13 protein-coding genes are annotated in these 13,903 nt (G+C 47.0%); 6 read left to right on the plus strand and 7 right to left on the minus strand.

From position 1 onward, the window contains the following. Positions 1 to 320: 320 nt before the first annotated feature. Positions 321 to 1,661, minus strand: coding sequence for a DUF3422 family protein (locus WH95_RS04885; protein WP_046503772.1), 1,341 nt, complete (start codon positions 1,659 to 1,661; stop codon positions 321 to 323). A gap of 194 nt (positions 1,662 to 1,855) precedes the next feature. Here WH95_RS04885 and tldD point away from each other — a divergent pair, with 194 nt between their 5' ends. Next, the gene (gene tldD, locus WH95_RS04890; protein WP_046503776.1) at positions 1,856 to 3,286 is read left to right on the plus strand and encodes a metalloprotease TldD; all 1,431 of its coding nucleotides are present in this window, start codon (positions 1,856 to 1,858) and stop codon (positions 3,284 to 3,286) included. Positions 3,287 to 3,534: 248 nt separating this feature from the next. Here tldD and WH95_RS04895 read toward each other — a convergent pair whose 3' ends face one another. Together WH95_RS04895 and WH95_RS04900 are read right to left on the minus strand one after the other, a co-directional pair. Next, the gene (locus tag WH95_RS04895; RefSeq protein ID WP_046503778.1) at positions 3,535 to 4,899 is read right to left on the minus strand and encodes a glutamate--cysteine ligase; all 1,365 of its coding nucleotides are present in this window, start codon (positions 4,897 to 4,899) and stop codon (positions 3,535 to 3,537) included. A gap of 54 nt (positions 4,900 to 4,953) precedes the next feature. After that, entirely contained in the window at positions 4,954 to 5,745 is a 792-nt protein-coding gene (locus WH95_RS04900) for a 16S rRNA (uracil(1498)-N(3))-methyltransferase (RefSeq protein WP_046503781.1), read from the minus strand. 95 nt (positions 5,746 to 5,840) lie between these two features. Between WH95_RS04900 and ubiA the strand changes: the two genes are divergently transcribed. From ubiA to pabB, 3 genes are all read left to right on the plus strand, one after another. Beyond that, positions 5,841 to 6,809 (plus strand): 4-hydroxybenzoate octaprenyltransferase, encoded by a 969-nt coding sequence (ubiA, locus tag WH95_RS04905; protein ID WP_046503783.1) that lies wholly within the window; start codon positions 5,841 to 5,843, stop codon positions 6,807 to 6,809. Between the two features lie 28 nt (positions 6,810 to 6,837). Further along, complete coding sequence (locus tag WH95_RS04910; RefSeq protein WP_046503785.1) at positions 6,838 to 7,500, plus strand: class I SAM-dependent methyltransferase; 663 nt, start codon at positions 6,838 to 6,840, stop codon at positions 7,498 to 7,500. Between the two features lie 203 nt (positions 7,501 to 7,703). Then, a complete protein-coding gene (gene pabB, locus WH95_RS04915; protein ID WP_046503789.1) occupies positions 7,704 to 9,551 on the plus strand; it encodes an aminodeoxychorismate synthase component I in 1,848 nt (615 codons plus the stop codon). 57 nt (positions 9,552 to 9,608) lie between these two features. Here pabB and speE read toward each other — a convergent pair whose 3' ends face one another. The 4 genes from speE to WH95_RS04935 all read right to left on the minus strand — a co-directional run bounded on the left by speE (position 9,609) and on the right by WH95_RS04935 (position 12,152). Further along, positions 9,609 to 10,445, minus strand: a complete 837-nt coding sequence (gene speE / locus WH95_RS04920; protein ID WP_218044441.1) for a polyamine aminopropyltransferase — start codon at positions 10,443 to 10,445, stop codon at positions 9,609 to 9,611. A gap of 8 nt (positions 10,446 to 10,453) precedes the next feature. Next, positions 10,454 to 11,011, minus strand: a complete 558-nt coding sequence (speD, locus tag WH95_RS04925; RefSeq protein ID WP_245622939.1) for an adenosylmethionine decarboxylase — start codon at positions 11,009 to 11,011, stop codon at positions 10,454 to 10,456. A gap of 151 nt (positions 11,012 to 11,162) precedes the next feature. Continuing rightward, complete coding sequence (locus WH95_RS20440; RefSeq protein ID WP_052741814.1) at positions 11,163 to 11,924, minus strand: hypothetical protein; 762 nt, start codon at positions 11,922 to 11,924, stop codon at positions 11,163 to 11,165. Between the two features lie 12 nt (positions 11,925 to 11,936). Beyond that, on the minus strand, positions 11,937 to 12,152 hold the full coding sequence (locus tag WH95_RS04935) for a DUF4170 domain-containing protein (RefSeq protein WP_046503793.1): 216 nt from the start codon (positions 12,150 to 12,152) through the stop codon (positions 11,937 to 11,939). Positions 12,153 to 12,469: 317 nt separating this feature from the next. On the opposite strand from WH95_RS04935, the gene WH95_RS04940 reads away from it, so the two are divergent. Both WH95_RS04940 and WH95_RS04945 read left to right on the plus strand, forming a co-directional pair. Beyond that, positions 12,470 to 13,441 (plus strand): SPFH domain-containing protein, encoded by a 972-nt coding sequence (locus tag WH95_RS04940; RefSeq protein WP_046503796.1) that lies wholly within the window; start codon positions 12,470 to 12,472, stop codon positions 13,439 to 13,441. Between the two features lie 5 nt (positions 13,442 to 13,446). Beyond that, positions 13,447 to 13,896 carry an NfeD family protein gene (locus WH95_RS04945; protein ID WP_046503799.1) on the plus strand — a complete coding sequence of 150 codons (450 nt, stop codon included), beginning with the start codon at positions 13,447 to 13,449 and terminating at the stop codon, positions 13,894 to 13,896. Positions 13,897 to 13,903 lie beyond the last annotated feature (7 nt).

Below are 13,903 nucleotides of genomic sequence, written 5' to 3' on the forward strand. Positions count from 1 at the left end.
CCTGTTTTTTATTTCAACTTTTGTTCCTGAATTGATCAGGATCAAAGTATCTTTCCCGATTCCATGACTAATATGCAGAATGGATAATACTGCCACTAGCCGGACTCCAAAGTTATTCTGGCGCAACCTACCCTATTGAAACCCGAGAGGACAAGCCCATATACAGAAGAATTGCGCATATTAGGTGCTTTAAGCTACCAAAAGATAAACACTAAGCAAACTATAGCCTTTTATGAGGGCCTAGTCCTTGGGCTGCGACCTTATGACGCAATAGGATTTTTACCGCATAAATCTTGGCTTTCTTTATTAAATTTGCGGTCTCAATTCCGACTTTCTTGCTCAACTATTCTTCGAACACGGCGTACCCCCAGCCACAATACCGTCACCACAAACGGGATAGAAATCGCCGCGGCGATAGATGGGTTTATGTCGACTCCGCTTGTCTTGATTCCCTTAGCCAAATAGTAAAACAAACTAACGACATAATAGCTGATAGCCGCGACTGACAAGCCTTCCACAGTTTCTTGCAATCGCAACTGTATGCTTGCCCTTTTATCCATGGATTTCAAAAGTGCAGAGTTCTGCTCTTCCAGTTGAATATCAACACGCGTTCTCAACAATTGCCCTGCGCGCGCAACCCTTTTGGATAATGTGTCCAGTCTCAACGCCATGGCTTCACAGGTACGCATAGCCGGTGTCAGACGTCGATCAAGAAAGCTTTCCATCCGCTGAAAGCCATCCATGTTACCTTCTTTCAGCTTCAAAATTCGCTGTTTAACCAGCTCATGATAGGCTTTTGAAGCCGAAAACCGATAGTTAGTCGCCGCTGCGGCCTGTTCGATTTCCGCTGACAACTCGGTCAGCTCTCCCAACAGTTCCTTTTCATTATCTACATTACGATGGTCAGTCATACGCGTTGTAATATCCTTAAGGACACGCCCAGCCTTTGCCAGCCGATCACCATACTGCTGTGCCAGAGGAAGAGAGAGAAGAGCCATCATCCGATAGGTATCAATTTCAAGCAAACGCTGCACCGCGCGGCCTATTTGCCTTGGCTTGAGACCATAATCCTTGATCAGTATCCTGCCATAGCCATCTTCATTGATACTGAAGTCCATCCAGACGGCCGCAAGACCGCCACGAAGCGTGCACGCAGAGAGATTCCCAGTTGGAAAAAAAGCCACCTGTTCCTGCATTGTGCGTTCCGGCGCATCGTGTCCTTCAAGTTCGAGATGAACACCGACAAGCCTCTGCCCCGGCAAAGCATTAAGCCAGTCCTGAGGAACCAGCTCTATAGCCGTTCTCGAGAAAGGTTCGTGATAATCCTTTTTGTTCAGTGGAGTGCTAGGCACCGTATCGTACTGCTTTCGATCCGGGTCCTTTCTGTTGCGAAAAAAAGTATAGGTGGAGAATTCTGTATGACGTTCCCAAACCACATAAAAATGACCAAGGTCGGCCATAAAATGCTTCGTTCCTGGTGCAGGTGCAGCCACATTAAAGCGCTGGCATAACAGCCCAACGTGGGCGCGTTCCTCTTCTGCTTTGTTCTCTCCTGATAACATTCCTATGTGAGTAATCGTTTCGGGACCAGTAAGCTGGGTAAATGGTCTTGCATGTAACTCGTTACAAAGCTCAACCCGCAAGGGATGATCGCGCAACATCTTTGTTCCTTATATCGACCTTATTTCTGTATTTTACAGAGTTCTTTTTATCCGCTTTCTTAGTTTGAAGCGTTTTTTGTCTTTTGACAAAATGGAGTGTGGCAAGATTCTCTTTAATTTGGAAGCCAAGATCATTGGCCTTCTCATCTTGAGCACCTATATTGTCTGTAAAGGTATAATGAAGGAATCCATTTATGAGCTACATTGCCACGACCGACGATCTTTTTTTCAATCGCACCGATCTGGATCAAAAGCGATTGGAAAGCATTGTCAACAACGCCCTAAAAGGTGCCGACGATGGCGAGCTCTATTTGGAGTACCGTCAATCGGAAGGAATGGTGTTCGACGATGGGCGCCTTAAAAACGCCAGCTTTGATACATCTCAGGGTTTTGGCCTTCGTGCAATCGCGGGCGAAAGTGCTGGTTATGCTCACGCAAGCGACCTTAGCGAAGAAGCAATCAAACGCGCAGTGAATACCGTTCAAGCCATTCATAGCGGACACTCCGGCACAATGGCTGGTTCTCCTCAGGGAACAAATTCGGCCCTCTATACCGAAGACAATCCATTATCTGCCTGTGCTTTCGAGACTAAAATTAAACTGCTGAGCGATATTGACGCTTATGCACGGGCAAAAGACCCCAGAGTTGTTCAAGTCAGCGCATCAATATCTGGCGAATGGCAAGCTGTACAAATTATCCGTGCCGATGCCCACAAAGTCGCTGATATCCGGCCACTGGTGCGGTTAAACATTTCCGTAACCGTCGCACAGGGCGATAAAATGGAAAGCGGGTCCTATGGCGGTGGCGGCCGCTTTGTTTACGATAGCCTGCTTGATCCAGCCTACTGGCAAAAGGGAACAGACGAGGCTATCCGACGGGCACTGGTTAATCTGGATGCGGTTCCGGCACCCGCCGGTGAAATGCAGGTCATCCTCGGACCGGGTTGGCCCGGTATCCTCCTACACGAAGCTGTTGGTCATGGCCTGGAAGGTGATTTCAACCGCAAGAAGACATCGACCTTTAGTGATCGTGTCGGCGAACGTGTTGCCTCAAAAGGCGTTACCGTTGTTGATGATGGCACCATCGCGGATCGCCGGGGATCAATTTCGGTTGATGACGAAGGAACACCATCACAATGCACAACCCTGATTGAAGACGGCATTCTCGTCGGCTATATGCAAGATCGTCAAAACGCCCGATTGATGGGCCAAAATTCAACAGGTAACGGTCGTCGACAAAGCTATGCCCATATTCCAATGCCGCGCATGACAAATACAGTGATGTTAAACGGTGAACATGATCCCAAAGAAATGCTCAAGTCCGTGAAGGATGGTATTTACGCCGTGAATTTTGGTGGCGGTCAGGTTGATATTACATCCGGTAAATTCGTTTTTGCCTGTACCGAAGCCTATAAAGTAAAAGACGGTAACGTCGGCGAAGCTGTAAAAGGCGCAACTTTGATTGGAAATGGGCCGGACGCCATGCAAAAAATTTCCATGGTTGGCAATGATATGGAAATGGATGACGGCGTTGGAACCTGTGGCAAAAATGGTCAGGGCGTTCCCGTTGGCGTTGGACAGCCCACACTTTTAATTGATGGAATTACTGTCGGCGGAACGGCCTAAGTAAGAGAAATACACAGAGTTGTAAATTAACACTTCCTTAATGCAATTCAAAGTAGTATTTTATTTACAACCTCCTATCGACCCTTGTATCGATATCTTTATACCCCGGTTTTTACCGGGGTTCTTTTTTGGGAATTTTCAAATAAAAAAAGCTGATTATTCTCATGAGAATAATCAGCTTTTTAAAATAACGTCACCCTATAAAACTTTTATAAAGCGTATTTTTAGAACCTTGATATAGCCCGTGCTTAATAAGCATATTCAACAAAGGCAGGATCAACCGATCCATTCCAGCGACCATGATAGGCTTTAAGCTTTTCTTCAGCGGGTGTAATCCCACTTTCGGCAGTTTCCATCAAGGTATTCAGGAAGTGCACTTCATCCCGCCCCTGCGCATCAGTACGACCTCTGTTTTCCAGACCACTGGCAGCAATTTCAACCACTTGCTTCGCAATATCCTGAAGCTTTTGTCCCCTTACAACAGCAGACAACCCTTTTTCAGGAACTTCGGCTCTCAAAAGCTGACGTTCTTCGTCTGTCCAGTCTTTTACAAGATCCCAAGCTGCATCCAACGCAGACTGATCATAAAGCAGCCCAACCCACAACGCAGGCAAGGCGCACAACGATTTCCACGGGCCACCATCTGCACCGCGCATTTCCAGAAACTTTTTCATCCGAACTTCGGGGAAAGCCGTAGTGATATGGTCATCCCAGTCTTTTAACGTCGGCAATTCACCCGGAAGTATTTTTAATTTGCCCTGCATGAAATCACGGAACGATAGGCCGCTGGCATCCAGATATTGACCGTCGCGATACACAAAATACATTGGCACATCGAGCACATAATCCACATAACGCTCAAAGCTCATGCCGTCTTCGAAAACAAAGGAAAGCATGCCACAGCGATCGGGATCAGTGTCCGTCCAAAGATGACTGCGATAGCTCAAAAATCCGTTTGGCTTCCCATTACTAAAAGGTGAGTTCGCAAAAAGAGCTGTTGCAATCGGCTGTAATGCCAAGCTGGTGCGGAATTTGTGAATCATGTCCTGTTCACTGGAAAAGTCCAAATTGACCTGTACAGTACAGCTTAATGTCATCATATCCAGGCCGAGGTTACCACGCTTGGGCATATATTCGCGCATGATCTTGTATCTGCCCTTTGGCATCCAGTTCACGCCCTCTTGCCCCCACTTGGGGTTAAAACCCATCCCCAGCATATGAATGCCCAAAGGTTCAGTGATCTCTTTGACCTGATGCAGGTGGGCATGCACTTCACGACAGGTATCATGCACGGTTTCCAAAGGCGCACCCGAAAGCTCCAGCTGTCCCCCCGGTTCCAGTGTGACCGACGCACCGCTATCTGTCAGAGCAATGATGTTGTCGCCCTCGTAACCTGGCGTCCAGCCAAAACGATTGGCAAGCCCCTCAAGGATCATCTTGATTGATTTTTCGCCGTCATATTTCAGCGACTTAAAAGTCTCGTCACAAAAAGCGAACTTTTCGTGCTCTGTCCCAATACGCCATTGGTCTTTTGGTTTGTTGCCACTTTCCAAATAGGAAATCAGTTGGGCTTTATCCGTAATTACGGTTGATGAGGAAGAAGCGTCGGACATGTTTTACATTCCATATATTCGGCCATAAATCCGGCCATAAATTCGATCACGTGTTTAGGCAACAGTAACCGGCGTTGTACCTTTTGGTGGGCGCATACCCCCATCTCCTAAAATTGCCTGCCAGCAAGACAGGGCTGCAACAGCAGCAGTATCAGCCCGAAGAACTCTTGGGCCAAGACCTATTGGTGTCACATAAGGAAGGCGACGAAGAGCTTCAAGCTCTTCTTCAGCAAAACCACCTTCCGGACCGATTAAAACAGCCCACGGGCGTTGACCGGCATCTGGTTCTTTAACCAGTATCTCTGTAAGCATCTCTGCAATAGGCTTTGCATCGCCAAATTCCGCACAAACGATCAACCGCCTGTCATCAGGCCATTTCTCAATGAGCTTGTCCAACGTGACGGCATCATCAACCGTTGTCACTGACAAGCGCTCACATTGCTCGGCAGATTCTTTTGCATGCGCGGCAAGTCGGTCACGATTAATTCGCTTCACGTCAGTATAGCGGGTAAAAACAGGTAGGATACGGGAACAGCCAAGTTCCCCGGCTTTCTCGGCAAGGAAATCGATTCTTGAACGCTTAATCGGGGCAAAAACAAGCCAAATATCCGGCTCTGGCGTGGGTTTTCGGCGCTGTTCTTCAATTTGTAGTGAACACCACCCCTTACCCAAGCCTTCAATAACGCCAAGCCACTCACCGTCTTTTTCATTAAAAAGACCGATTCGTGCGCCCGTGTTAAGTCGCAAGACAGACCGCAGGTAATGCGCACCCGCGGCATCAAGACCGACGGTCGCCCCTTGGCTCAAGCTATCTTCCACATAGAGTCTGGTTACAACTCGTTCCATCTCTCGAACCTACCTTCACAAAGTAGTACTTCAGGTGTATCACTCATAATTAAACAAGTAGATAACACCCCCTAAAGAGATAACACAACGCCGATATGACCAATAATGCCAGCGACAATGCCAGTGGCAATGCTAGTGACAATGCTAGCGACATCGCGAATGATCGTTTAATCATAAGAATATCCCCCGCATGGACCCGGCCATATCTTCGTCTGGCCAGATTGGATCGCCCGATTGGAACCTGGTTATTACTCTTTCCATGCTGGTGGTCGATGCTCTTGGCAACAAGTGCACCAGGTTATCAAATCGGCAGCCCTTTTGCTCCCCTTTACTTTATAGGGCTCTTTGCAATCGGCGCCTTGGTAATGAGGGGGGCGGGCTGTACGATCAATGATATGGCAGACCGTGAATACGACAAGAAAGTCGCCCGTACTGCCACACGCCCCCTGGCCAGTGGCGAGTTATCAATGAAACAGGCGACAGTGTTCCTGGGGATTCAGTTAGCTATTGGTTTAGCCGTCGTCTCACAGTTCAACACCTATACGATTATATTGGCCTCATCCGCCATTTTGCTGGTGATCTGTTATCCCTTTATGAAGCGAATAACCTATTGGCCTCAGGCATGGCTGGGCCTGACGTTCAACTGGGGAGCCTTGGTCGGATGGGCTGCGATACGCGGAGATCTCAGCCTTCCGCCCCTCTTGATTTATGTCGGCGGGATAGCCTGGACACTTGGGTACGACACAATCTATGCGCATCAGGATAAAGAAGATGATGCATTGGTTGGCGTGAAATCCACAGCCTTAAAACTAGGCGAAAAAACAAAACATTGGCTGGTCTTCTTCTACGGCACTTGCTCTCTCTGTTTTGCTGCTGCGGGATGGTTGATGGGTTTGCAATGGCCTTTTTGGTTTGGCATTGCCGGTCTCATTTTTCATTTCTTCTGGCAAATTACGACCGTTCGCATTGATGATCCCAACGACTGCCTCAGCAAATTCAAATCAAACAGAAACATCGGCTGGATCTTCCTTGCTGGGATCTATCTCGCAGCTACGGTTAAGTAACCCAACATCAGAAGTATCTCAGTATTTAATGACACAGATATCCGATCCCAAAAGCTTTATTGTCGAAAATACCAGGCCTGCAGGTACTCCACTTCTCGGCAATAAAATTGAGCTTTATCTGGCCAATGAAGATCTGCCGCTATGGCAACTGGGCGAGGAAGAACTCAACAATCTACAGCTACCTACACCATTCTGGGCCTTCGCCTGGGCTGGAGGACAGGCTCTTGCACAGTATATCCTTGATAATCCGGATATTGTACGCGGCAAAAGCGTACTCGACTTTGCCTGTGGATGCGGCATAGAAGCCATTGCCGCGAAGATGTCCGGGGCCAAAACAGTTCTCGCAGCAGATATAGATTCTTTTGCCATCACCGCCACAGAGCTAAATGCTAATTTGAATCAGGTAATCCTTACAACCACGACAGAAAATCTGGTGGGGAAAGACAATCAGGGTTGGGATGTCATTCTGGCGGGTGATGTCTGTTATGAAGGGCCAATGGCCAAAGAAATCACAACTTGGCTTTGGCAACTTTCTGCAACAGGGGTACTCGTTCTAATGGGGGACCCTGGCAGAACTTATCTTCCAAAATCCGGTTTGAAAAAGTTAATCGCCTATGGCGTACAAACGTCTTCTGCTTTGGAAGATACGGATGTCAGAAATGCATGCGTTTGGGAGTTCCATCAAAATTAAACAAGCCTAGAAATAAAATGCGTTAAACTTTTCCTTACTACGGTTTTTCATCATAATAAGGCGCGATCTGACTGCTGAGAAACTTGAAATGGGATTACATCTTGTTTTTTTGACGATAGCTTCTGACAAGTACGCTTAAAGCTGGACCTTAATGTACCAGCACGCTAAAGCTCTCTTGCTAAATTGAATCCACTGTTGGCCCGATGAACGAGTACCTACATAAACAAGAGCACCCATTTGTACTGCTGGATGACACTCTTTCCGGCAAAGGTTCAATCTTGTTCATTAATCCCGGTAAAATCATTAGCTGTGAACGCCCCGAAGAACTACAAGCTACTTTCTCTTTGGTCGAGCAAGAAAGACAGACGGGAAAACATCTGGCGGGTTTTTTATCTTATGAACTCGGTTATCTTCTCGAAGACAAACTCACGCCTCTACTACCGTCCAATAAGGATCGTAACGTTCCTTTGTTATGGTTCGGGTCTTTCGACGACGCAATCACCCTTAATCCGGCTGAGGCCCACAAGTTCCTGGCAAGGCAACGTTCCGGAGATTACAACCTTGCAAACCTGAAGCCTTCGATGGATGAACAAAGCTATTGCGACGCCATTCATAAAGTTCAGGACTATATTGCAGCCGGCGACACCTATCAGGTCAATTACACTTTCAAACATCACTTTGACATATCCGGTGACCCCATTGCGTTGTTTCAGGAACTACGGCAGCGGCAAAATGTGAGCAATGGCGCCTATATCGAGACAGGGCAGCACACTATTCTCTCACTATCACCGGAAATCTTCCTCTCAACCCAAGGAGTTGAAGCCCGAACACGCCCCATGAAAGGAACCGTACAACGTGGGAAAAGCCCGGCGGAAGATAACGAAAACAAGGTCTGGCTAACCAAAGACGAAAAATCACGTGCGGAAAACCTGATGATCGTTGACCTTTTGCGAAACGACATGGGCCGTGTATGCGAGGTTGGCAGTGTAAAGGTGACGGAACTCTTCACCGTAGAAACCTATCGGTCGCTGCATCAAATGACCTCGAACATCATCGGAAAACTTCGATCAGAAATAAACCCCGTTGATCTTATCAAACAGCTTTTTCCCTGCGGCTCAATTACAGGTGCCCCCAAAGTGCGCACCATGGAAATCATCTCTGAACTAGAAGAACAGCCCCGCGGTGTTTATACCGGAAGTTTAGGACACATTGCCCCCAATGGAGACACGCGCTTCAATGTCGCCATCCGCACCCTGATGGTGGACAGAAACGGCAAAGGTGAAATGGGTATCGGCAGCGGTATTGTGTATGATTCCAGTCCCGAGGCTGAATACCAGGAATGCCTCCTCAAGGGACAGTTCCTATCTGGCAATCTGGCCGGATACGCAAAACCGCTTTTTGATCTTATCGAAACACTCCGTTGGGAGGAAGGCACGGGATACTTCCTCTTGGAAGAGCACTTGGAACGCCTCGAGAACTCCGCAGGTTTCTTTGCCTATCCTTTTGATCGGGAAAGCGTGTGCTCAGCCCTCCAAAACATAGAGCTCGAAGGCACACAACGCGTCAGACTTTTACTCCACAAAGATGGGACAACAACCGTCACCGCCACACCAATGGAACAACCTGATCCTCAAAAGTCGATTGGTTTTGTTGTTTCGGATAAAACTGTCGATAGCAGTGATATTTTCTTCTACCATAAAACAACACGCAGAGAATTTTACGAAGACGAGCTTGCCGAACAAAGTAAGTCAACAGGTTGCACAGAGGTTCTGTTTACCAACGAACACGGCGAAGTTACAGAAGGCGCACGAACGAACGTCTTTATTGAAATTGAGGGTAAACTTCTCACACCGCCAATTTCAAGCGGTGTATTGAACGGCACCTTGAGAACACATCTGCTTAAAACAGGTTACAAAGATCTTACCGAAGCCGTTTTAACCCTTGATGATCTCAAAAGAGCAGACGCCATCTTCTTTGGGAACTCCGTTCGCAATTTAATGCCCGCCCAACTCATTTCGAAAAAACACTATTTAAAAAAGGCTACCAGTTAATTCTGGCAGCCTTCATCTTTAGATCAAACAGATCACTAACAGAAATAATCCGCTAACTTATGCGACCAACTTCTGGACATATCCCGGCAGAGCAAAAGCAGCTCGATGGATCTCGGGCGTATAGTACCGCGTCTCAATTGCAGCAGCCTTATAACGGGCTTCCAATTGATCCAGAGAAATATCCTTCAATCCCTTTTGATCTGTCCCCCAGCCAAAAGCCATCGGGCCACCAACATATGTTGGTACTGTTGCCAGATAACATGTGGCCTCGGCAAAGATCGGCTTAAAGAACGTCAATGTCGATTTCAGTTCATCAGCCTGTAAAAAGGGTACGCCATTCTGCGTAACGAGAATACCGCCCTCTTCAAGGCATGATTTGCAATCTGTGTAGAAGTTATCTGTAAAGAGAACTTCACCAGGGCCAATCGGGTCCGTCGAATCAACAATGATTAGATCATATTTCTCCGAACATTCCTTCATAAAGAGGCAGCCATCCTTGATCACAAGATCTAGTCGTGGATCTTCAAATGCATTGCCACAAATCATGGGAAGGTGCTTTTTACTGAGCTCAATAACAGTCCGGTCCAGCTCGACCATCGTTACCTTCTCAACAGTTTGATGTTTTAGCACTTCTTCAAGCATGCCCCCGTCACCACCGCCTACGATCAAAACCTTTTTAACGGCTCCGTGGGCGAAGATCGGAAGATGGGCAAGCATTTCATGATAAATGAATTCATCCCGTTCCGTAATTTGGGTTACGCCGTCCAGCGCCATGACCCGACCATAGATCTCGTTCTCATAGATCACGAGATTCTGATGCTCTGTTTTATTATCGAAAAGAACTTCTTTGACACGAAAACTCGAATGAATGTCTGCGTGCAGTTCTTCTGTCACCCAACTCTTCATTCTGTTTCGGCCTCATCTGTTTCTTCAGCTCCAGCTTCTTTCCCTCTACGAATTTCTTCAACGAGAACTTCATCGGGACCGAAAGCTTTTTTCAGAACATCAATTGAATTATGAGGTTCTGAATCACCACACATAAACACATCCAATGCCGCATAACCTTTTTCAGGCCAGGTATGAATGGAAATATGTGATTCAGCCAAAACAGCAACACCCGAAACCCCGCCATTAGGGGTAAAGTGATGTAAATGTATGTGCAAAAGCGTCGCCTTGGACTTTTCAACACATTCTATAAGGGTATTTTCGACAAACTTTAAATCATCTAACCGGTCTGCCCCTTTGAGATCAATGATCAAATGGGTACCGGCAAACCTCTCACCGTCACGCTCAATGAAGAAATCTTTTTGCTCTTCATCCAAGCTAACGACATTCGAAGCTTCGACATTTTTAGTTTCAATACCAGTCCGACAAGCGGATCCGTTTTCTTCCGTTTGGGTGGTGCTTGAACCTTGATTCAAGTCCATCCCCAATTGGAAGAGGGCGTGTGCAGTAGACACTTTGCGTCCTCCCCAACCAGTAGATGACTTTGGCTCAATCGCGGTCTAATGCCGAATGCAGAAAACCCCTGTAAAGCCACGATGTTGCGCGGTCTTAAAGAACCTGGTTTTCAAATGCAAGGAAAAAACTCACCTGCACTGAATGCGTGTATTAACGGGATATACTATAGGAAGGATGAAAAACATCCAATGATTGTTTTCTGACAGCTTCCACAACCTTGCTTCTATATTGTGGCGTTTCGATAGATTTCAAGATCGCACGATCAAGGTCTCCATCAACACCATGGCCCACGTGAACCAACTTTAATACCGCTTCTTGCCCAAGATCTTCATATTGCCGATTACGAGCCGGTATTGCGCTTAAGGCAACAGGCTTCCCCTGATAATTCAAGGCACCAAACGAGCTTCGATAGACAGCAAGACGTGTGGTATCGGCTGGCAAGTCAAAGCCTTCGACAGATTCCCATCGACAGGTAATATGTCCATAAGAATAATTACCGCCCGGCAATTCCGTATCATGCATACGGCATAGCTGCTCTTCGGTTAACCATGTCAGGAAAACCTGAACACTGGTCCCCGGGCAATATACCAACTCGGCAGCAACTGACCCATAACGCGCAACATGCGCAGAATAAACCACGTCGTGGTCATGAAGCCAGATTGTCGTTAAAGGAATCGGATCTTGCCCTGAAGGATGCCCAACAAACTTTCTGGCGAGCTGTTCCGGCGCACGGTTAGAACCATGCGCAATCACAGGCTTTCGATCGGAAAGTTTGATGCCATACTCGGTAACTTTAGCGAAGTCTTCACTGCGCCCATCTACGAATAGATATGACGTCTGTGGGGCAATAAAGGGATATCCCTTTGCCAAGCGAAGCCTATCACTCTGGTCACGCGGAAGTTCCCAGGGCATAAGTTACGTTATTTAGTCAGTACAGGGCGGCGGAGCGTCTTTATCGACTCTCTCAATCCGGAAACGCGTTGTGCACTCATCAACCGTCAGCCACGCTCTGCGTGACCATTCTTTTTTTGCGGATTCATAATCTGCAAACGGGCCGATCCACTCTTCGTCCCCCCCAACGGCTTCGCAGAAAGAAGTATCTGCATATTCGCCGCCTACCACAAAAAACTGTTGTGCCATTACTGTTACTCTATACTAATCGCCGAAATTGTCTCGGTACATACGCACTTCTGGGTACTATAGGCCCCTTAACAAAAGAGTAATAGAAAAAAATTCAGAAAAATGTGTAAAAAAAATCCAAAGAGATACCCCCAAGAAAACACTTAAAGCGTGCGGGCCGCATAAAAACACCATAAAACCCACCATAAAACATAGCCTTACGCTTAATTTAACCTCTATAAGGTAGCACACACATTTAAGAATTCAGTTTCTGTTTTTTTTCGCTATACTCATCGCACAGGTTGCATAAATTTTAAAAATTCATTCAAGGGGTTACCATGCTTTCCGCTTTTTCCATTTTTGCTATCGCAGTCGTTGTACTTGCGGTCATACTTGTTCTTATGGGGGTAAAATCCGTACCCCAGGGTACTGAATACACAATTGAACGATTTGGTAGATACACAAAAACCCTTAGCCCGGGATTAAACTTGATCGTTCCCATCGTTGATCGTGTCGGTGCCGAACTTAACATGATGGAAACCGTAATGGATGTGCCATCACAGGAAGTGATCACCAAAGATAACGCACTTGTTCAGGTCGATGGCGTTGTCTTCTATCAAATTCTTGACGCAGCTATGGCAGCATACGAAGTCAGGAACCTAGAGCGCGCAATATTAAATCTGACCATGACAAATATCCGTACGGTTATGGGGTCGATGGATTTGGATGAACTTTTGTCAAAACGTGACAAAATCAATGCCGAGCTTATTACAGTGGTGGATGAAGCAACAGCGCCCTGGGGCGTAAAGGTAACACGTATTGAAATCAAGGATATCACGCCCCCTGCTGATCTGGTTGAATCCATGGCGCGTCAGATGAAAGCTGAGCGTGACAAACGTGCGAACATTCTCGAGGCCGAAGGTGTTCGTCAGGCCCAGATCCTGCGTGCAGAAGGCCTAAAACAATCTGCAATTCTGGAAGCTGAAGGCCGGAAAGAATCGGCCTTCCGTGATGCTGAAGCCCGTGAGCGTGAAGCCGAAGCCGAAGCAAAGGCTGCTGAATCAGTGTCCAAATCTATTGCCGAAGGTGACATTCAAGCCATCAATTATTTTGTGGCCCAAAAATATGTCGAAGCTTTTGGCAAGTTCGCAGATTCTCCCAACCAGAAAACCATGATCCTGCCAATGGAAGCGACAGGAATACTTGGCTCGATCGCAGGCGTTGCCGAACTGGCGAAAACGGCCCTAGGTGATGATACAACAACATCATCCAAATCACCTTGGGGCTCAAACAACAAAGACGGAGCTTAATTCAGATGGTTGATCTATCTGGTGTCGAATTTTGGTATTGGTGGGTTTTTGCCCTGTTCTTATTGGCTGTCGAGGTTTTTGCCCCTGGCGCCATTGCCTTGTGGATGGGAATATCCGCGGGAATTGTAGGCGGGTTACTCTACATTTTTCCAGACCTTCTCTGGGAAAAACAGATTATTATCTTTGCTGTTCTTTCCGTTGTATCAGTTGCTGTTTGGCGGATTTATGCGCGCAAGAACCCTCCTGCGTCTGATAATCCAAACCTGAACAAGCGCGGTTCAGACCTGATTGGACATAAACTTGCTCTTACAGCTGATTTGAAAAACGGCATGGGTCGGGAAACGGTCAATGGAGTTATCTGGAAAATCAAAGGTAGGGATTTACCTAAGGGCACGAAGGTGAGTATAACCAGCGTTGAAGGCACAGCCTTGATCGTTGAACCAGAAGAAGCATGATTTTTTA

Source organism: Kiloniella litopenaei (assembly GCF_000982415.1).
Taxonomy (GTDB): Bacteria; Pseudomonadota; Alphaproteobacteria; order Kiloniellales; family Kiloniellaceae; genus Kiloniella; species Kiloniella litopenaei.